We start from the raw sequence: 19,155 nt of genomic DNA, 5'->3' as shown, positions 1-19,155 counted from the left end.
GGCATCCTGCCACATCGCATCGAATTGAGGTGAAAGTTTTGCACGCAGCAGCGTTTCCAGTTGTGGTGCGATTTGCATCGCGAGATCCTGATACTGTGCATCGGATAAGTTAGCAATTTCCTTTTTTTCTGTTATGAGCACCGAAGGTTCTTCAGCTACGACTTCTGTCAGGGTGGGAATTTCTGGGGCGTCAGTATCGACGACATCTGTCAGTACAGGAAGCTTGCTTAATTCATTTGATAGGTCGGACGAATAGCTCATGGGTAAATAAACTTACAATAAATTTCTTGAGGCCTGCTGTGTGACAGATGCTCTCAAGTCTGGATTTTCAGAAGCCCCCTCATGCTCAATATTAGGGTTGCTTACTCAGATCGAAGTGGCGCATTTCATAGCCGCGGTCTCGATAAAAGCTGAAGCGTTCACGGCCCAAGCGTGCATCGTCTGTATCTTGGCTGACGATCTCGAGTACGCGTTCGAAGCGACTGAAAAATGGCAGACATAAGGTGTGCAGACTTATTAACACTTCATTATGTGGGAATTTTTCGCCGCGATGGTCGACCACAACCGGCATCTCAGTGGTGGTCGACTCATCATTGCGGCAGTGCGGCATAAAGGCAGTGACGGGATACTGCCATAGCAGTTTATCCAACGTCTCGGCGGTGTCTTCGTCTGGGGTGTGCAAGAGCACACGCAGCCCATTTTGCATAGCCTTGTGACTAAGCTGGCAAGCAGTGCGCAGTTTGTCGTCTACACCGGTGTAAAAATCTACCTTGGTCATTTAATGAAGTTACAATTTATAGCGATGATGTAAAAATAATATTTAGGGCCGATGAGTTATGTGGGATTTTATACTTGTCCTTCAGGAAAAGAATAATACCCCCAGCTAACCTGATTTTCTCACCTTGACCTAAACAGTTATGGGTACCTCTACAAATCCAATTGTTGTCGCAATACTGTGTTACTCATTAAAAATCTATCGCTTACATATCAAGCATATGCCACGCTCAAATTTCTTACTCGCGCTTTGTCTTGTACAGAAACTTGAATTTTAGAGGCGCGCTTACGAATCAATTATTAATCTGGCTGGACACAATTGATCAAATATTGTGCCAGTAGTGTCACGGGACGTCCGGTCGCGCCTTTTTCTTTGCCTGATTTCCATGCGGTACCGGCAATATCCAGATGCGCCCAACGATAGTCCTTGGTGAATCGTGACAGGAAGCAGGCAGCGGTGATGCTACCGCCTGCACGTCCGCCGATATTCTGGATGTCAGCAAAATTGCTATCCAATTGTGGTTGGTACTCATCCCACAACGGCATGTGCCAAGCACGATCATATGTTTGTTCGCCTGCTGCCAGCAGTTCCTGAGCTAAAGTATCCTGATTGCTGTAAAGCCCGCTGGCAACATGGCCTAAAGCGATGACGCACGCACCGGTAAGGGTGGCTATGTCAATGACTGATGTTGGCTCAAACTTGGCCGCATAGGTAAGGGCATCGCACAGGATGAGACGACCTTCCGCGTCGGTATTTAGAATTTCGATGGTCTGTCCAGACATGCTGGTGACGATGTCGCCCGGTTTGGTGGCGGAACCGCTCGGCATATTTTCGCAGGTGGGGATAATGCCGACTACGTTTAGCTTGAGTCCAATTTCAGCAATGGCTTGTAGGGTACCTAATACGCTGGCTGCGCCGCACATGTCGTATTTCATCTCATCCATCTCGGCACCCGGCTTGAGCGATATGCCGCCAGTGTCAAAAGTAACGCCTTTGCCGACCAGCACGACGGGTTTTTGTTTTTTGTCGGCACCACGATATTCCAAGGTGATCAACTTGGCTGGTTCATCGCTGCCTCGAGTCACAGACAATAGCGAACCCATGCCAAGTTTTTGCATGTCCTTTTCTTCTAATACGGTAACTTTGAGCGATTTGTGCGACTTGGCTAAATTCAAGGCTTGTTGAGCCAGATAGCTTGGGGTACATATATTGCCCGGCAGATTTCCCAAGTCCTTGGTCAGCTTCATGCCTTGCCCGACGGCAGCGGCCTGAGTGATAGAAGCATTCTGTTTAGCGGTTGGTTTGCCGGAGAGCAATCCAAACTGGATTTTGCATAGCGTATGTTTATTTTTTTCTGCCTTGCTCTTGAGGTGGTCAAAACGATAAGTCGTGTCGAATGCGGCGAGCACTGCTTGACTGATGCACCAAGCACTATCGCGGTTTGTCAACGGTAATTCAGGCAGATAGCACACTGCATCTTTGGAGCCGGTGGCAAATAGTGTGCGCATTGCGGAACGGATGCTGTCGAGGTATTGGCGTGCGGTAAACTCATCACGTTTACCTAGTCCGACTAGTAACACTCGTTCGCTCAGAATGTTGGGCACATTATGCAGTAATAGTGTAGAACCGACTTTACCACTCATGTCGCCTTGCGCGAAGATGCCGCTAAGCATGTTATTGGCAGCCTTATCTATTTTTTGCGCTGCGTCTGTTAGATTGCCATCCACAAATATACCCACCATCAGGCAACCGCTACGCTGTTTTTCCGGGCTGCCTAGTTTTATGCTAAATTCCACCTGTATCTCCTTAATGATTTTTGTTGCACACACAATGCCGGATTATCCGCAGATTCCAAAGAAAAAGTCAAAGTCGCCACGCTTTAAGTTGTTGCGTAGCAACATTTTTCATAGAGAGCTCATACGCGAATCCGCTAGCATGGGGCTGTTAGTGTTTGCCATTCTACTCGGTATTGTCGTATTTACTCAGTTGGTTCGCTTGCTTGGTCAATCTGTTAGCGGTTCTCTAGCAGTAGACGGAGTGCTGGCATTGTTGGGCTTCAGCGCATTGAATTACCTGCCAGCTCTACTTTCCCTAAGCTTGTTCCTATCTGTGTTGTTGACGTTGACACGTAGCTACCGTGACAACGAGATGGTGGTGTGGTTCAGCTCTGGTATAGGGTTGACACGCTGGATACGCCCAGTTATGTGGTATGCATTGCCAGTGGTGTGCTTGATTGCGCTGCTAAGTCTAGTGTTGTCACCGTGGGCTAAGTCTCAAGTGGAAGAATTAATACGCAGACTGGATAGTCGCGATGACGTAACTGCCGCAACGCCCGGAACATTCCGCGAGTCCAAGCAGTCTGACCGTGTGTTCTTTATTGAAAACGTGGATGTTGGCAAAAATCGTGTAGGTAACATTTTTGTGCAATCGTTGCAGCACGGCAAGATTGGCACTATGGTGGCTAAGCAAGGCATGCAGGAAACTGCACCTAACGGTGATCGTTTTCTGGTATTGCTGAATGGTACGCGCTATGAAGGAGTGCCTGGGCAGCTGGATTTTAAAATTGTTGAGTTTGAGCGCTATGCGGTGCGCATTAAGGCTGTTGAAGCAAAGCAACGGCCACCTCCAGCCAATTCATTGTCTACTTTACAGTTACTACAAGACCTGAATAGTTGGAATATGTCCGAACTGGGGGGGCGGGTCAGCTTGCCGCTCGGTGCGCTGATCTTGTCACTGCTGGCAATTCCGTTAAGTTTTGTCAATCCGCGTGCCGGACGTTCACTCAACCTCATTATGGCATTGGTGATTTACATGCTCTATAACAACCTTATTAGTGTTACTCACTCATTGGTGGGACAGAGCAAGATTGATCCCATGATTGGCTTTTGGAGTGTTCATGTACTGATGTTTATATTGATGGTGTTACTGTTCTATCGACGTTTGTCGGTATTTTCGTTGCGACGATTGACGCGACGATGAGGCTGCTGACACGTTGTCTCGCACGTGAGATTTACGCCAGTGTTGCACTTGTGTTGACAGGCTTGTTGATGTTGTTTTCATTTTTTGACCTGATACATGAACTGGATGTGCTGGGTAGTGGCAATTATCATATAGGTTATGCATTGCTGTTCGTACTCTTGTCAGTTCCTGGCCGAATCTATGAGTTGTTCCCAGTGAGCGTACTTATTGGCGCAATTTTTGCGTTAGCGCAAATGGCTGCGAATTCAGAATTGACCATCTATCGTTCGTCCGGTGTATCACTGCAGCAGATGCTGTTAGCTTTGTTCAAAATAGGTTTGCCGCTCGTTCTGTTGACTTTTCTGTGTGGTGAGATGATTGCACCTTTTAGCGAACGTATGGCGCAGGAACTAAGACTGAAAGCACAGAACGCTGAAGTGTCGCTTAGAGAATTTCGCTCTGGCGTATGGGTTAAGGATGAGCGCAGTTTTGTAAATATTAAAAATGTACTTCCAGACATAACATTGTTGAATATTAATATTTATGAATTTGATGAGAGTTACCATTTGCGCGCGATAACCGCAGCAAAACGTGCTGCTTATGTAGAAAAAAACCGGTGGCAACTGGAAGGCGTGACGCAGACCCTGTTCAATAAACATGGTACGACAGTAAACCATCAGCCAAGTATGGAATGGCGCTCAGCACTTAACTTGGGAATTTTAAGAGCATTGCTGGAGGGGCCCGGACAAATGTCAGCGTTGAATCTTTATCAATATATCCAGCACCTTCGCGACAACCGTCAGAAGACCGCGTCTTATGAAATTGCTATGTGGAACAAGATGGTATATCCATTCGCGATACTGGTGATGCTGCTAATGGCCTTGCCATTTACTTCACATCAGCGGCGTGAGGGCGGCATAAGCGCTAAAATATTCTTGGGTATTATATTGGGATTAACTTTTCACTTTGCGGGCAAGCTAGTCACCAGTTTGGGCGCACTCAATGAGTGGCAGCCCATACTGAGTGCTGTGGCGATGCCGTTACTTTTTCTACTATTGGCGACGGGTACGCTTTGGTGGACTGAAAGACGTTAGGGTCGCTTTATCAATCTACTACTCAGATGGATTGGTGAATTGTTGAGCGATGCTAGCAGGCATATAACTGCTTTCATTGTCTACTATGCATATAAATTATCTCTTTTGATGTTCGTGTGACTAATTGAATTAATCCATTGCAGAATGGGCAGAAATTGATTTAATTTAATAAAGCCGCAATGAAGGCGGCGCAAGACTCTAATGTATGGAAGTCGAGCGTCTTTAAAACTGATTGCCGTCGTTCTGAATTATTAAAGTTAACCAAATATCACTAAAGCTGACAAACTTTGCGATAGAGACTCAAAATCCGAAAATAATTCGTGTTGCCGCATGTGGAAAGGTTTCATGGTTTGCTTGTTTCATCCCTAGTCCAATTTGTACTTTTGCATGCTTCGCTATTTGGACATGAAGTTGAGGCATGACAAGTGTTATATCAGGTCGATTTGGACGAGATTCCCAATTAACCTCCAGTCCCACCATTAAATTACTTGAATAAGAATAAAAAAGGGTGCTATTCACTAGCTCTTCAATATGACCCTCCGACCGAACATCGGTAGAACGAAGGCCTAACATATTAAGCGTACTCCATTGTTCATTGAACTGGTAACCTGCTATATAGAGTAGATTATTTTCAAGCTCTTTGCTATGTCGATAGTACTCCCCATAGTATTGCCAGCCATGGATAAATTTGCTTGTGTTGAGAAAATCAAACGTACCCTGTAATGCAAGTTTGTAAGCATCTATGGTAAAGTCTTCAGTAGGCAATTCAAATTCAATGCCATATCCATCGGCATAAGCATATTCGAACTCAGGATTCATTAAAGTAGCTTTGTGCTCATCATCATATTGAAACATGGTGTTGAGCTCGAATTCGTTTTTCTTCGCGCCCAGCGGTAGAACAAGGTCAAACACCATAGGTTCTGGAAGACGGGGAGAGTTGTGGAATTTTGATCGTTCAGATGCGCCGACAACACTTGGTACAAAGATGAGTAGAAGAAAGTAGACTTGAATTATTTGAATGTTCAATTATGTTCTCAGTTCAATTTTTGAATTTAGATAGATACAACTAAAAATATTTGTACAAATCAAGCTTAAATAGTTCATGAACGAAGAAGTTAATTGACCTGTTGCCCCAATCATTTGTACTCCAAAAAATTATGTCAGAGGCGAAGAATAACTTTATTCCCCTGACAATGTAATACAATTCAGAAATTATCTTAAAGTGTGATAGAAATCAAAATGCCGCGCGCTTATAGAGACTTAAAGTACGGATAGGGGGTTGATGATATGAAAATTATACTAGCATTGTTGTTCGCATTTTCTGTGCATACAGTAGCAATTGCTGATACTTTTGAGTTGACTGTATATTTCAATCTAGAAGTCTCAGAGGATCACGGCATTGTCAAATGTCGACAGGGTGGGAACCAACTCAGTACTGAGTACCATGTAATGGTTTTAAAAAATAAACCAAAGTATACAATTTTTGGAAATCTAGATTTAGATAATGATGTTATAGGGGATGTTGGGGGGAGGTTTACTTGTGACAGAGGAGAGTTTACCCTAGCAAAGTCAATCGATGTCGATAAAGATTCGGTTAATCTTTTTATTTACTTAGTTGAGAAATATATTATTAAAGATAATATATTTCATATTACAACAATTGAATTGTCCGACGATCATGATTCCTTTACAGAGTATGAATTTATTAACGAAGCAGGCCAAGTTATTAAAAAAATAGTATATAGAGATGACGATGACGATGACGATGACGATGACGATGACGATGACGATGACGCGGTTATAGATGACAGTAATCTCATTTATCGAATTGAGGTAAAGAGAAAGTAGCGTACAAGTGACAATTTACTGAACGGTTTTGTTACAAATAAATAGTCAAAGCACTAGAGCCAAACAAAGCGGGGGTATTTATATTTAATATTTACCATCTGCAGGCTTTGGTAAAGTGTTAATTTTGCGTTTGCGCCGATTTGAGGAACAGCTTGCGGGCGCTTTATAAATACAGCTAAAGCGGGCCAAGCCCGGTTTAGCGCAAGCTATCCGGGTTTTTTTGTACAAGGGAGTAAGTTATGTCGGAACAATCCAGCCAAACGGAACATTCTTATCAGCTTGAAACACTTGCAGTTCATGCGGGAACAAAGCGCAGCCAGTTTAATGAACATAGCGAAGCCATGTTTCTTTCGTCCAGTTTTGTTTTTGATAGCGCGGCCCAAGCCGCTGCACGCTTCATAGGAGCAGAGCCGGGCAATATTTATTCTCGTTTTACTAATCCTACCGTTACCATGTTTGAAGAACGTTTAGCCGCGCTCGAAAACGCAGAACAATGTGTGGCTACTGCGTCAGGTATGTCGGCTATTTTGTCGTGCTGCATGGGTTTGCTAAAAAGTGGGGATCACATCGTTGCTTCACGCAGTATATTCGGTTCGACGGTAAATTTGTTCGGTAACATTTTTACACGATTTGGAGTGGACACTACCTTTGTTTCTGCCACCGATGTGAACGAGTGGACTGATGCGGTACGACCTAACACACGGCTATTTTTTCTGGAGACGCCGTCCAATCCGCTTACCGAAATATCCGATATTTCAGGCATTGTGGCAGTGGCGAAGCAGCATGGTCTGTTGCTGGTGGTAGATAATTGTTTTTGCACCCCCGTTCTACAACGCCCGCTGGAATTAGGCGCGGATATTGTGATTCATTCCGCCACCAAGTATCTTGATGGACAAGGTCGTATGCTAGGCGGTGCAGTGTTGGGCAGCAAGAAACTAATGGAGCCTATATATCAATTTCTGCGTACGGCGGGACCGACCATGAGCGCATTCAATGCATGGGTATTCCTGAAAGGAATGGAGACGCTGAAGATTCGAATGGAAGCGCACAGTGCTAATGCGTTGTCCGTAGCGCAGTGGCTGGAGACGCAAGCTAATGTGTCGCGCGTGTATTATCCAGGTCTGCCATCGCATCCACAACATCAATTGGCGATGAAACAGCAGCGTACTGGTGGCGGTATCGTATCGTTCGAAGTGAAGGGTGGCAGAGAGGAGGCGTGGCATCTAATCGACAGCACGCGTATGATTTCTATCACAGCTAACTTGGGTGACACCAAGACCACTTTAACTCACCCAGCCACCACCACACATGCCCGAATAACGCAAGAAGCTAGAGACGCAGCTGGTATTACAGAGGGTTTGTTGCGCATTGCGGTCGGGTTGGAAGCTGTGAGTGACATTCAGGCCGATCTGGCACGCGGGCTGCAAAAATAACAAGTTGCCATCTTTAGGATTTTCCATCTGATTGATGGGCAACTTGTCGTGAGATTTATCCAGAAAGGGGAATGAAGTGCCGATGAAATCATGCTTGTGAGCCGTGAAGTTGAAAATATGGCAATACAAATCGGTAGTGCGCTAAAGTCGTATGGTTATATGTTGGCCACAGCCGAATCATGCACAGGCGGTGCGGTGGCAACTGCTGTTACTGATATTGCGGGTAGTTCCGAATGGTTTGAGCGCGGTTTTGTTACATATTCAAATGAGGCCAAGCGTGAGATGCTGGGCGTAGCCCAAGAAACTCTGACAAGTTATGGCGCGGTAAGCGAGGCCGTAGTGCGCGAAATGGTAACGGGCACCTTGTACCATAGTCATGCGCAGATAGCATTAGCTGTCAGCGGTATTGCCGGGCCAGCGGGTGGTATGCCGGACAAACCTGTAGGTACAGTGTGGTTTGCTTGGGGGGTCAAGGGAGGGCAGTGCATTGTGCGCCTGCATCATTTTTCAGGTGATCGTGCAGAAATTCGAATGCAGTCGGTATGCATAGCATTTCAAGGGGTATTAGAACTGCTGAATCAGGTAACGGAAGTAGCTTAAACGCGACTGTAAAATATCAAGTTTCTACGCAAGGTAAGCCGAGTAGAAACTAACGCATTATATGATTGATATGTAAGCGATAATTTTTTAATGCTGTATTGTGACGAAGCGGGGTAAGTAGGCAATCCGCAAAGCGGCTGCTCGCAAAATTGGAATTTTAGAGGTGCTTAAGATTGTATCGATTATGGTCGACACAATAGACCCTGAGAATATTTTAAAGACAGGTAATTTGCGACATTCTTAATGTCATCGTAAAAATCCATTGCACATTTAGCAACTAGCCTAGCCGTAATCTTTCTGGTTAAGGTTCATATGGCTTATGCCATAATCATGTATCATTTTTGAAGGGAAAAAGTTGCATGGATGATAATAAAAGCAAGGCGCTCGCGGCGGCGCTGAGTCAAATTGAAAAACAATTTGGCAAAGGCGCTATCATGCGTATGGGCGAGCATGACATTGCGCGCGACATTCAAGTGGTTTCTACTGGATCTTTAGGGTTGGATATCGCGCTGGGTGTGGGTGGCCTGCCGCGAGGTCGTGTAATCGAAATTTATGGACCGGAATCGTCCGGTAAGACCACGCTCACATTGCAAGTGATCGCCGAAATGCAAAAATTGGGTGGCACGGCCGCATTTGTTGATGCAGAACATGCGCTTGATCCGCAATACGCGCAAAAACTGGGCGTGCACGTCAGTGAACTGCTTATTTCCCAACCAGATAATGGTGAGCAAGCGTTGGAGATTGCCGATATGTTGGTGCGTTCGGCTGCGGTGGATGTCGTAGTGGTTGATTCTGTGGCAGCATTGACCCCTAAGGCAGAAATTGAAGGAGATATGGGCGAGCCGCAAATGGGTTTGCAGGCACGCTTGATGTCACAGGCATTGCGTAAACTGACGGCTAACATCAAGCGTTCCAATACGACGGTGATTTTTATTAATCAAATACGGATGAAAATCGGTGTGATGTTTGGTAGCCCTGAAACCACTACCGGCGGCAATGCTCTAAAATTCTATGCTTCAGTTCGGCTGGATATTCGTCGCGTCGGTGCGATTAAGAAGGGCGACGAGGTGATCGGTTCAGAAACTCGTGTGAAAGTGGTCAAAAATAAAGTGGCTCCGCCGTTTAAACAGGCAGAATTCGATATTTTGTATGGCGCAGGTATTTCTCGTGAAGGCGAAGTAGTCGAGCTGGGAGTGTTTCACAAGCTGGTTGATAAAGCTGGCGCTTGGTACAGCTACAAAGGTGAAAAGATTGGCCAGGGAAAAGATAATGCGCGTGAATATCTGAAAGAGCATCCTGAAATTTCAATTGAAATTGAGAACAAAATCCGCGCGCTGGCTGGTGTAGCTGCGCTCAATGATAGAGCGGAAAGTGGTGTCAAAGAAACCTGAGTTAAGTTTGCACACTCGCGCTATGAAATACTTGGTGCGACGTGAACACAGCCGTGCCGAACTTCATGCTAAGTTACAACGTTATGCCACACCAGACGACAATGTGGATAACGTTTTGGATGACTTGGCGGCGCGCGGTTGGCTATCCGATTTCCGAGCAGCTGAGCAGTTAGTTCGCTTACGCCGTAAACGCTTCGGCATGCAACGCATCGCATATGAGCTTCGCCAGAAAGGTATAGGCGAAGATCTGATTAACGATGCATTACCACAAATGAGAGATACAGAATTAGAAGCAGCTCGTAGCATCTGGCAAAGAAAATTCGGAATTGTTCCTGAGGATGCAAAGGAAATAGCCAAGCAGGTACGTTTTATGCAATCGCGCGGCTTTATGACAGATGTAATTTTTAGGGTGTTACGGGGTGTAGGCGATGGAGGATAGCAAGAGTTACCAGAGTTAAAGGTTCTGTAACCAGAGTGGGTACAGATCATTGTTATATTTAATTAATAGTCTTAGATGCTTTGTTAATACCGCTCCCTGACTGCTTGACCAAGGGCTACAGAGCCCAGTTCAATGTGCCATCTCTAGTAGCAACCTAATATCCTGTACTAATAGATTTACATTCTGATTATAGGGAGAAAGCAATACGAACTTGCCTTTTGTTCCAATTAGGTAGGTGCCATCAGAATGATCCAGTGCATAACTGTTTTTTTCGACTCGCTTTTCATAATTGACGCCAAAGGTCTTTGCGACCTGCGCAGTAGCTTGGGTATCGCCATATAAGCCCAAAAAAGATGGATGAAAAAATGGAACATATTCAGCCAATAGTTTTGGTGTGTCGCGTTCAGGATCCAATGTGACAAATAGCACTTGTACCTTTTCTGCATCCTTGTCAAGTAGGCGCATCACTTGTGCTAAGTCAGCTAGCGTGGTTGGGCAAATGTCTGGGCAGTGGGTATAACCAAAAAACATCACCACCACCTTGTCTTTAAAATCAGATAACCTGCGTATTTTGCCGTTAGGGTCAGTGAGCTGGAAGTCTACGGGTTTTTCTGCATACCGCCAACTGACATCAATAGCGTTGAAAGGAATAGGCGGCTGAGATTTTTCGCAGCTGACTAACAGCGTCATAAATAATAGTAAAAATAGGGTACGCATTTATTTCTCCTTGGCGATGAGGAAGCGGCCGATATCTAATTTTGTATGCGCCGACAGGCGCATAATATTCAATTATTGACAGTTTTTATTGCAGTAATACTGGTGGCTACAGAGACTTGTTATATGGTTCAGCTCAATATTGAAAAAACAGTGGGCAAGTTATCAAACAGTTATCTAAACTATATTAGCGCGCACGCTTCCCCATGCTGGTCTGTAGCCCTGACAGCGAAAGTATTTCTAATGACCTATTGCGCACATTAATCAGTTTGCTTTCTTGTAGGTGTGAGAGTGCGCGGCTGACGGTTTCCAGTTTTAATCCTAGGTAGCTGCCGATTTCTTGACGAGTCATTCGCAATTGGAATGATGTGGGCGAATAACCGCGCACTGCAAAACGCTGCGATAGGTTGAGCAAGAAAGCAGCTAAGCGTTCCTCAGCACGCATTGATCCAAGCAGTAGCATAATGTTTTGATCGCGCACGATCTCGCGGCTAAGAATACGGTGAAGGTGCCTTTGCAAAGGGGGAAGTTCGCGACTGAGGTCCTCCAGACGACCAAAGGGAATTTCACATACCTCACTGTCTTCAAGTGCGACGGCATCGCAAGTGTGCGTATCGCTATTAATGCCATCCATGCCGATGATCTCCCCAGCCATCTGAAAACCGGTGACTTGTTCTCGCCCATCTTCATTAAGTATCTGTGTTTTAAAAAAACCAGTACGGATCGCATACAACGCCTGAAATTTGTCCCCGCTCCGGTATAAAATGCTGCCATGTCGGTAAACCCCCTTGCGGGTAATTAAATCATCCAAGCGTGTTATTTCGATATTGCTCAAATTAACAGGTAGGCATAATTCGCGCAGATTACAAGTCGAGCATGCAGTTTTCAATGAATTGTTGGGGGCAGGTTTGTGCATGGCGTAAGTTTTATAGTGGGGTATTCAACTAAATGCGACAGAAAAGCGTTGGTGTCCTAGATTTAATTAAAAATAGTTGGTTAGCGAATGCGTATTACACTGTAGCATGATTAAATAATATTTTGTAGTGCTATGTTTTTAATGGCTAAGTTAATTTTTCAGGGTTTGACTTGAATGCCATTATTTTTATAATAGTATTCCGGTATGTGGTATTTAAACTGTAATATAGGAAAAAATACATATGAGTGAAAATTATATGTATATTTTGACATATATCAAGCATCTTATGGAGAATTGCCAACTTATACAGTGAATTGTTATGGGTGTACTGTTAATAAATGTGGCTCTATGTGCTTCGTAATGGGTAACCTTTCGATAACTGCTTAGATGAGCGACAAGAAATAATTAGCTAAAAATTTGCTTGCCTGACAGCCTGTCAGGTTTGTTGAAGTATGCTCAGCTTGATTTTTGAGGATAATTGAAGTGTTTTTAGTGTATATTCGCTGCTGTGCCGACGGCAGCTATGAAGCTGACCGTACCAGTAATCATGAAAGCCGCATCAGCTACTGACAAGCTGGAAAATGCGAACTGTTATAGAGCAATACGCCGTTCGGTGGAGTTGGTTTAGGCGCAGAAATGTGTCCACAGGAAGTGAAGATGTCTTGTCAGCTGAGGCAAAAATGCTTGTGCTGCAAGCAGTAACAAGTCGTAATGCGCAACGATTGGAAGGAAGTTTTCCGCTGGCGAAGAATCAATCCGCTCATTCTTCGACTGGCGCGGGACGAACGGGTTCATCCCTTTCTGCTAGAGATTAAAAAGTTTATGCCTGAGTCAATATCAATATAACTGACATTAATAATTGATTTTAATGTCGGAAATTTTTACATTGTAATTAAAATATTTAGTAGAGCAATAAGGTGCTAAAAAATTAACAATGTAATCTATTGGTTATTAATATAATGTTGTTTACATATTGTATTCGGCATGAATTTTGCTTAATCCATTGTTAAGGATTCTATCAGCTTCCTCATTGCTACATGACATTAAATTATTGAGTTGTGGTAGCAAATGAAATGCAGGATGTAACGTTAATGGAAGGATAATTTGATGACTATCAATTTGGATAAAAATGATGAGCTGGAAAAACAGCAGTTATCTCAGGATGCCGCTGATCAAATAAAATTTTCAGGCGAATCTCGTAGACGCTTTGCTACGTCTGGTTTAGCTGCGTCAGGTATAATTCTAACGCTCGCTAGCCGACCCGTATTGGGTCAAACAGCATTTTGCTTGTCACCATCTGGTTTTATATCTGGTAATACCAGCCAGCATGGTGCTTGCCCCGCACCCCCTCCCCCGGTGCTACTTCCTCCAGATCCAAACGAACAATTTATATCCGCGTTCCCGTTAAGTCAGTCGGATACTCCATATAAAAATAGGCTGTTGTCAGATATGTTGGAAACTCCTTGGCCGGATCCTAAACTTGAAAGTGTTACCGCTCCTGTACAGTCGGTGCAGAAAAATCAATTAGGCGCCGCGAGCTACATGGCGGCGTTAGGCGCTTCATCAGGTTCAAAATTTAAGAAGGGCACGGGCACAAGTACTCAAACGTCGCCGACTGTAGCTTCTGTAATTGCACCTCCAAACCCTTCTTTTCAGACACAAGAACTATTAAAACATCTTGTAATAGCTTTATTCCGTGCAAGAAACGGCGCTACTCCTTATTTGTCTGTATCAACTATTCAATCGATGTTCTATGAATGGCAAGCAAGTGGTACTTTTGCCCCAACTGCTGGTGTAACTTGGAATGCAGCACAAATCATTGAGTATTTGCAGTTAACTCAAAGCTGATTTATCGCAACAACCAGCTTTGGCCCTGTTTTCCCCTTAAAAATACTGATCAAAATGAAATGGCAAGTTATTTCCGATCAAGAAGTGAACTGCTGCTCATGGGGCAATGAGTGGGTGTTTTATAATAAGCTTTCGGGAGATACCCATCTACTGGGTTCGACGGCTGTTCAAATATTGTTAGAGTTACGAAAATCGCCATTAAAAGCACAATTGTTGACTGAAGCGCTTGCCCCACGACTACAAGTAAAAAAAGTAACGCATGAGGAGTTTTTATTTCAAATTGAACATCTCCTCGGTGAGCTTAATACGCTTGGACTGATAGAGTTTAGCTAATTTTGAATGTTTCTGCATTAACGCCATCTGAACTTAAATTCCGCCTTAAAAAATCGGGGATATTTCTTCGAACCGGTTCTTTCATTACACATTTGCAAACTTCGATCCCTGGAGTGTCTGAAAGTGTCGGATTACTTTACGCCGATTATCCCTTGGCTGAACAGGCCGATTTTGCGGATTTCCACGTTAGCCTAACTCGCCCACGCAACCTGAGACGATGGTTCAAGCCACAGGCGTTATTTTCATTTGATGGAAACACTATATTTAAACCTTTGCCGCTCGATCAGGCTTTTCCCATGTTGGAGTGGGGGCTGAATTGGTGCGTATCTAATCATGTAAATCACTGTTTGATTGTTCATGCGGCGGTGGTGGAAAAAGGTGGTTATGCGGTACTTTTGCCCGCTCCTCCTGGCTCGGGCAAAAGTACCCTTTGCGCAGCATTGGTAAACCGCGGATGGAGATTACTGTCTGATGAACTTGCTTTGGTTCGTGTTGGTGATGGAAAACTCATCCCGCTTCCGCGCCCTGTAAGCTTAAAAAACGAGTCGATCGAGATCATCAGGCGTTATGAGCCCAGTGCGATTTTCAGTCGTAAGGTGGATGATACGTTAAAGGGTACGGTTGCTCATATGAAAGCATCGTCTGATAGCGTAGCTCGCGCGTCAGAGGTCGTACAAGTTGCGTGGGTTATTTTTCCAAAGTATCAGGCGGGTTCTACAGCGTGTTTGGAGACATTGCCTCAAGCTCATGCTTTTATGCGGGTTGCGGATAATTCTTTTAATTACAGCCTGCTTGGACTCAACGGCTTTAGAACTATGGCACGTTTGATTGATGGATCTCTGTGCTATGATTTTACGTACAGCAAACTGGATGATGCTATTGAAATATTTGGTGCGTTAACGCCCCAAGCTTCTAGTAAATAATCACCTGTGTGTGGGTGTAGGATACTTGTCATTACGCTGCCTCAGACTTCCTTCTCAAGGATGTGATATGGGTTTCTGGCCCTCTCGAGCTAAGATTGGATTAGGCAATGGCAAACAAATTATCACATAATATTTGACAGACATACCAAATGTGATTCCTGATTACTTAATCATACAAGCTCTTAGAGAGCCCGACGCATTGGTTTCCTTAAGTCTGCCAGACTGGGATTTACTTATACGCCAAGCACGCCGCGCCAATCTGTTGGCACGCATATGCATTTTACTTGACGAGCGCGGCTTACTCGAGCAAGTACCCCAAAAACCCCGCGAACATCTGAAATGGTCACGCGTAATCTCTGAAAAACATGTTCAAGCTGTTCACTGGGAGGTAACGCAAATTCGACAAGCTTTGGCGAAAGCGGGGGTGCCGGTCGTTCTCCTCAAGGGTGCTGCCTATGTCATGGCAAAATTGCCGCCCGCAAAGGGAAGACTTTTCTCTGATATCGATATCATCGTACCTAAAGCGAGCCTCAATGCCGTAGAAGCCACCTTGATGCTGCATGGTTGGGCTGCGACGCATCACGATGCCTATGACCAGCGTTACTATCGTACATGGATGCATGAATTGCCGCCTATGCAGCATATTAAACGAATGACGGTCATCGACGTGCATCATGCGATATTGCCGGAAACGGCAGCGCTTCATCCTGATTCGGTGAAGCTCCGAACAGCAGCACAGTTAATTGAAGGCTACGACGATTTAAAGGTATTTGCCCCGGCCGATATGGTGCTCCACAGTGCTGTACACCTTTTCCATAATGATCAACTGGATCAGGGACTGCGGGATTTGGTTGATATTGATAGTTTGTTACGCCATTTCAGCAGCTTGCCAGCGTTCTGGCCAAGTCTATCTGTGCGAGCACATGAACTGGAGTTAACACGACCGCTTTTTTACGCCTTACGTTATACTGTAAATATTTTAAATACTCCTGTTCCCTCAGACATGATTAAAGTTGCCCAAAGTGGTCGCCCTAACCCGTTAACTTTAATTATTACAGATCAACTTTTTGAACGCGCGCTCATGCCAGTCCACAAGAGCTGCTCCGATTGGTTGACCGGTGCAGCAAGGCAAATGCTTTATATACGTGCAACCTGGTTACGCATGCCTCGCTTGCTTCTTGCACGTCATCTTTTCCATAAGGCATTCATTTCACCTAAGTCTGAATAATTGTTCCGTAACTCTGCTGATTATTTTGCGGTATAAAATGATTATTTGTTTATGTGCTTGGATCAGAGAAAGCTTGGCTACTTAACTGTTAAACATAGTATAGATTAAGGATGATCTCACAATGGCTGATGTGGAAACTCCGCTGATTAAGCTTCAGGACCTGTCCAATTTCTTAGAAAATGGCAACCTTAATGACAGTTATGCGCAACTCGCTGAAATGACGGCAAAAATATTGAGCGCCACCAATTGCTCAATCATGCTGCTGAATGATGGCGAACCCGACAATTTGCTTATGAGTGTGTGCGCTAGCTACGGTCCCATGCCGACTGAAGCTTATAAAGAATCGATAGGGAAGGGCGAGGGAATTGCTGGTCATGTGATTGCAACTGGGCAGGCATTGTTGATTGATGATATTAGCCAGTCGAAATTCGCCAAACTGGCTCGACGTGCAAATGAACCGGGTAAAAGTTTGATATTATCGCCAATCACAATTAGTGGGCACATTGTAGGTGTAGTTAACGTAAGTGGTCACCTGTGCGAGATTGCATTCAGTCTGGTTGACTTGAACCTCCTTAAAGTGGTTGCTTTATTCATTGGTAAATCGATCCAAACTATCCAATTACAGAGCATTTTAAATTCACGCTTTGCACAACTTGCGTTGGCCCGAGAAGCCCAAAATAATATAGGCGCATCTTTGGGGAATGTGTTTCACAATCCAGATCAAGTGGCGAAAATATTTGCAAAATCTTTTTACAAAGAAATGGCCCGTGGAGGATTCAGCTCAAATCAAATTATCGGCGCGGCTTCTGAAATTATTAGCCAGTTGAGCGATAATTTACAACAACACAGTAAGCGTATGGAACGAAAATTAGAAAAATAGACAGATGATATGCCTGTATTGCAGCAAGCTGATTTTAAAAGAAAGTCGTAGCTATTTTAGGGGTTATAACCCGAATCCGAATTAATTTAGTAGAAGTCAGTAGAGTCCGGCAATTTTGAAAAATGTTGATAATAAATTGATTGTTAATTGTGTGTTTAGGGGTGTCGCCGACTTGAACGTGATTTTTTGGGGCGTTGGGATTGTCTACCCGAGATTTCCTGTCATGTATTCAGGCAAAACCGAATAAAATAAATCTGAATTCAAACCGCTAAAAAAGAAAAAGCGTGAAGGCTACCGGCAGCGCAATCCCGATTGAAGGCAAGTTTGGGCAAGGCAAGAATGGTTATAAGCTGAATTACGTCCGGGCAAAAACAGAACACACTAGTGAAGCATTGACCAATAGCATCTTTCTGGTAATGAACCTGAAGGTGTTGTTGAAGGTTTTTATTTGCCTTCGTGCGCGCGGCTATAAATATTGCTTTTTAATTGTTAGAGGCTGCTTTAATTTATTTCAAAGCCTTAGTAAGGATGTAGTGATCAAGTAATTACGTGAACTAGTCTCAATCTGATCTGAGCTGATTTATTGTTCGTGTCCTCGCCTTGACTGCGCTACGCCTGGCAACCGATAACATACGCAGTGCTTCAGCTACACCCGACTGTGACTTTGGGAATGCTGTTGCGTTACCAGAAAGTACTGTTCGTGCTGCACTTTCAGCGTCAGTCGGATCTGACTTACCTTGAAGTCTACGCTTAGCACGATCAGGACGATTTATTTCCCATACCTCAATACCCTCCTCGCGCAATAGACGGGTAAGACCAGCGCCATATGTTCCTGTTCCTTCAACACCTGCACGTCGTATATTTCCGAGAGAACGTGCCCATGTTAGCAATTTTAGATAACCTGCTCTATTAGTCGATATGGAGGTATGTGTACCTATCACTTTACCCTGGTGGTTAATGACTACACCAACATGTTTATCTAAATGGGTATCAGCGCCAAGCATAACTTCATTTTGAATCAATGTGCCGTCCATATTTTATACTCCTCAGTCAAGATTGGCGCATTACCAACCCCACTTACCGGACAGGATACTTACGGTGCAATTCAACGCTCCTATTAGGTCACATGTAATGGGCCCGGCAACGCTCGGGGAATGCCTAGGCCAGATCGACAGGTCAACGCAAAGGCACTACTTCGCCAATCCCAACACGGGTCAGATCAAATCAGGCATTCCAAACCATATTAAACTGAGTATCCCAACAATTACCTTTGCGACTCATGCTACAAATGATGCCATTTTGTTTCAACAAGGCCTGGTATTCGTTGCTGGCGTATTGACTACCTCGGTCTGAATGCAATATCAGTCCAACCGTTGTTTGCCTCTGTCCAATCGCCATCTGCAACGCCTGACAGACCAAGGCCGCTAGCATCGTGGGACTCATCGCCCAGCCGATGATCTTGCGTGAATATAAATCCATCACCGATGCCAAATACAGCCAACCTGTTTTGGTACGGATGTAAGTAATATCAGATGCCCAAGCCTGATTCAATTTCGGGGGATTGAATTGACGATTCAGCAAGTTCTCTGCCACGGGTAGATCGTGTTTACTGTCGGTGGTGCTCACAAACTTCTTCTTCCAAACCGGATTTAAACCCGCTTCACGCATTAAGCGACGCACTTTAGTATCAACCCATAACAATGTGCTGCGCCTTTAGCTCGTCAACGATACAACGACTGCCATAGCAGCGTTGATTCGTCACGAAAGCGGCTTTA

At 44.5% G+C, this 19,155-nt stretch carries 20 protein-coding genes; 13 read left to right on the top strand and 7 right to left on the bottom strand.

Translation table 11 applies throughout. The features are described from left to right. Positions 1 to 352: 352 nt before the first annotated feature. Complete coding sequence (locus MJ770_RS04020) at positions 353 to 778, bottom strand: DNA polymerase III subunit chi (protein ID WP_239250321.1); 426 nt, start codon at positions 776 to 778, stop codon at positions 353 to 355. Positions 779 to 1,074: 296 nt separating this feature from the next. Next, positions 1,075 to 2,571 carry a leucyl aminopeptidase gene (locus MJ770_RS04015; RefSeq protein WP_239250320.1) on the bottom strand — a complete coding sequence of 499 codons (1,497 nt, stop codon included), beginning with the start codon at positions 2,569 to 2,571 and terminating at the stop codon, positions 1,075 to 1,077. A 13-nt stretch (positions 2,572 to 2,584) separates the two neighbouring features. On the opposite strand from MJ770_RS04015, the gene lptF reads away from it, so the two are divergent. Next, positions 2,585 to 3,754 carry an LPS export ABC transporter permease LptF gene (gene lptF, locus MJ770_RS04010; RefSeq protein ID WP_239250319.1) on the top strand — a complete coding sequence of 390 codons (1,170 nt, stop codon included), beginning with the start codon at positions 2,585 to 2,587 and terminating at the stop codon, positions 3,752 to 3,754. Continuing rightward, complete coding sequence (gene lptG / locus MJ770_RS04005; RefSeq protein WP_239250318.1) at positions 3,751 to 4,827, top strand: LPS export ABC transporter permease LptG; 1,077 nt, start codon at positions 3,751 to 3,753, stop codon at positions 4,825 to 4,827. Before lptF ends, lptG begins: the two co-directional genes overlap by 4 nt. Positions 4,828 to 5,127: 300 nt before the next feature. On the opposite strand, the gene MJ770_RS04000 is transcribed toward lptG, so the two are convergent. Then, positions 5,128 to 5,853 carry a hypothetical protein gene (locus MJ770_RS04000; RefSeq protein ID WP_239250317.1) on the bottom strand — a complete coding sequence of 242 codons (726 nt, stop codon included), beginning with the start codon at positions 5,851 to 5,853 and terminating at the stop codon, positions 5,128 to 5,130. 261 nt (positions 5,854 to 6,114) lie between these two features. Here MJ770_RS04000 and MJ770_RS03995 point away from each other — a divergent pair, with 261 nt between their 5' ends. The 5 genes from MJ770_RS03995 (at position 6,115) to recX (ending at position 10,538) form a co-directional block, all read left to right on the top strand. Beyond that, complete coding sequence (locus MJ770_RS03995; RefSeq protein WP_239250316.1) at positions 6,115 to 6,675, top strand: hypothetical protein; 561 nt, start codon at positions 6,115 to 6,117, stop codon at positions 6,673 to 6,675. 239 nt (positions 6,676 to 6,914) lie between these two features. Further along, positions 6,915 to 8,108, top strand: coding sequence for an O-succinylhomoserine sulfhydrylase (locus MJ770_RS03990; protein WP_239250315.1), 1,194 nt, complete (start codon positions 6,915 to 6,917; stop codon positions 8,106 to 8,108). A gap of 90 nt (positions 8,109 to 8,198) precedes the next feature. Next, a complete protein-coding gene (gene pncC / locus MJ770_RS03985; protein ID WP_239250314.1) occupies positions 8,199 to 8,708 on the top strand; it encodes a nicotinamide-nucleotide amidase in 510 nt (169 codons plus the stop codon). A 359-nt stretch (positions 8,709 to 9,067) separates the two neighbouring features. After that, positions 9,068 to 10,099 (top strand): recombinase RecA, encoded by a 1,032-nt coding sequence (gene recA / locus MJ770_RS03980; protein ID WP_239250313.1) that lies wholly within the window; start codon positions 9,068 to 9,070, stop codon positions 10,097 to 10,099. Further along, positions 10,083 to 10,538: a recombination regulator RecX gene (gene recX, locus MJ770_RS03975; RefSeq protein WP_239250312.1), complete on the top strand. Its 456-nt coding sequence runs from the start codon at positions 10,083 to 10,085 to the stop codon at positions 10,536 to 10,538. The genes recA and recX overlap by 17 nt, the downstream gene beginning before the upstream one ends. A 129-nt stretch (positions 10,539 to 10,667) precedes the next feature. On the opposite strand, the gene MJ770_RS03970 is transcribed toward recX, so the two are convergent. Together MJ770_RS03970 and fnr are read right to left on the bottom strand one after the other, a co-directional pair. Beyond that, positions 10,668 to 11,255, bottom strand: coding sequence for an SCO family protein (locus tag MJ770_RS03970; protein ID WP_239250311.1), 588 nt, complete (start codon positions 11,253 to 11,255; stop codon positions 10,668 to 10,670). A 184-nt stretch (positions 11,256 to 11,439) separates the two neighbouring features. Then, entirely contained in the window at positions 11,440 to 12,168 is a 729-nt protein-coding gene (fnr, locus tag MJ770_RS03965; RefSeq protein ID WP_239250310.1) for a fumarate/nitrate reduction transcriptional regulator Fnr, read from the bottom strand. 638 nt (positions 12,169 to 12,806) lie between these two features. Between fnr and MJ770_RS03960 the strand changes: the two genes are divergently transcribed. The 6 genes from MJ770_RS03960 (at position 12,807) to MJ770_RS03935 (ending at position 17,380) form a co-directional block, all read left to right on the top strand. Next, the gene (locus MJ770_RS03960) at positions 12,807 to 12,983 is read left to right on the top strand and encodes a hypothetical protein (protein WP_239250309.1); all 177 of its coding nucleotides are present in this window, start codon (positions 12,807 to 12,809) and stop codon (positions 12,981 to 12,983) included. Between the two features lie 292 nt (positions 12,984 to 13,275). Beyond that, entirely contained in the window at positions 13,276 to 14,016 is a 741-nt protein-coding gene (locus MJ770_RS03955; protein ID WP_239250308.1) for a hypothetical protein, read from the top strand. Between the two features lie 54 nt (positions 14,017 to 14,070). Beyond that, positions 14,071 to 14,349, top strand: coding sequence for an HPr-rel-A system PqqD family peptide chaperone (locus MJ770_RS03950; RefSeq protein ID WP_239250307.1), 279 nt, complete (start codon positions 14,071 to 14,073; stop codon positions 14,347 to 14,349). Between the two features lie 2 nt (positions 14,350 to 14,351). After that, the gene (locus MJ770_RS03945) at positions 14,352 to 15,272 is read left to right on the top strand and encodes an HprK-related kinase A (RefSeq protein ID WP_239250306.1); all 921 of its coding nucleotides are present in this window, start codon (positions 14,352 to 14,354) and stop codon (positions 15,270 to 15,272) included. Positions 15,273 to 15,471: 199 nt separating this feature from the next. Beyond that, complete coding sequence (locus tag MJ770_RS03940; protein ID WP_239250305.1) at positions 15,472 to 16,500, top strand: nucleotidyltransferase domain-containing protein; 1,029 nt, start codon at positions 15,472 to 15,474, stop codon at positions 16,498 to 16,500. A gap of 121 nt (positions 16,501 to 16,621) precedes the next feature. Beyond that, on the top strand, positions 16,622 to 17,380 hold the full coding sequence (locus MJ770_RS03935) for a GAF domain-containing protein (protein WP_239250304.1): 759 nt from the start codon (positions 16,622 to 16,624) through the stop codon (positions 17,378 to 17,380). Between the two features lie 560 nt (positions 17,381 to 17,940). Here MJ770_RS03935 and MJ770_RS03925 read toward each other — a convergent pair. Together MJ770_RS03925 and MJ770_RS03920 are read right to left on the bottom strand one after the other, a co-directional pair. Next, complete coding sequence (locus MJ770_RS03925) at positions 17,941 to 18,414, bottom strand: IS110 family transposase (protein WP_239250303.1); 474 nt, start codon at positions 18,412 to 18,414, stop codon at positions 17,941 to 17,943. 190 nt (positions 18,415 to 18,604) lie between these two features. After that, complete coding sequence (locus MJ770_RS03920) at positions 18,605 to 19,081, bottom strand: IS3 family transposase (RefSeq protein WP_239250302.1); 477 nt, start codon at positions 19,079 to 19,081, stop codon at positions 18,605 to 18,607. Positions 19,082 to 19,155: the final 74 nt, after the last annotated feature.

This window comes from Candidatus Nitrotoga sp. M5 (assembly GCF_927904885.1).
Taxonomy (GTDB): domain Bacteria; phylum Pseudomonadota; class Gammaproteobacteria; order Burkholderiales; family Gallionellaceae; genus Nitrotoga.
The sequence above is the reverse complement of the archived record's forward strand: the minus strand, read 5'-3'. Positions and strand labels throughout refer to the sequence as shown.

What these genes read in the sequence shown, in the direction of transcription:
- MJ770_RS03925 (WP_239250303.1), bottom strand. Translation starts at nt 18,414, where the DNA reads ATGGACGGCACATTGATTCAAAATGAAGTTATGCTTGGCGCTGATACC.
- MJ770_RS03935 (WP_239250304.1), top strand. Translation starts at nt 16,622, where the DNA reads ATGGCTGATGTGGAAACTCCGCTGATTAAGCTTCAGGACCTGTCCAAT.
- MJ770_RS03955 (WP_239250308.1), top strand. Translation starts at nt 13,276, where the DNA reads ATGACTATCAATTTGGATAAAAATGATGAGCTGGAAAAACAGCAGTTA.
- lptF (WP_239250319.1), top strand. Translation starts at nt 2,585, where the DNA reads ATGATTTTTGTTGCACACACAATGCCGGATTATCCGCAGATTCCAAAG.
- lptG (WP_239250318.1), top strand. Translation starts at nt 3,751, where the DNA reads ATGAGGCTGCTGACACGTTGTCTCGCACGTGAGATTTACGCCAGTGTT.
- recA (WP_239250313.1), top strand. Translation starts at nt 9,068, where the DNA reads ATGGATGATAATAAAAGCAAGGCGCTCGCGGCGGCGCTGAGTCAAATT.
- MJ770_RS03995 (WP_239250316.1), top strand. Translation starts at nt 6,115, where the DNA reads ATGAAAATTATACTAGCATTGTTGTTCGCATTTTCTGTGCATACAGTA.
- MJ770_RS03950 (WP_239250307.1), top strand. Translation starts at nt 14,071, where the DNA reads ATGAAATGGCAAGTTATTTCCGATCAAGAAGTGAACTGCTGCTCATGG.
- MJ770_RS03990 (WP_239250315.1), top strand. Translation starts at nt 6,915, where the DNA reads ATGTCGGAACAATCCAGCCAAACGGAACATTCTTATCAGCTTGAAACA.
- fnr (WP_239250310.1), bottom strand. Translation starts at nt 12,168, where the DNA reads ATGCACAAACCTGCCCCCAACAATTCATTGAAAACTGCATGCTCGACT.
- MJ770_RS04020 (WP_239250321.1), bottom strand. Translation starts at nt 778, where the DNA reads ATGACCAAGGTAGATTTTTACACCGGTGTAGACGACAAACTGCGCACT.
- pncC (WP_239250314.1), top strand. Translation starts at nt 8,199, where the DNA reads ATGCTTGTGAGCCGTGAAGTTGAAAATATGGCAATACAAATCGGTAGT.
- MJ770_RS03970 (WP_239250311.1), bottom strand. Translation starts at nt 11,255, where the DNA reads ATGCGTACCCTATTTTTACTATTATTTATGACGCTGTTAGTCAGCTGC.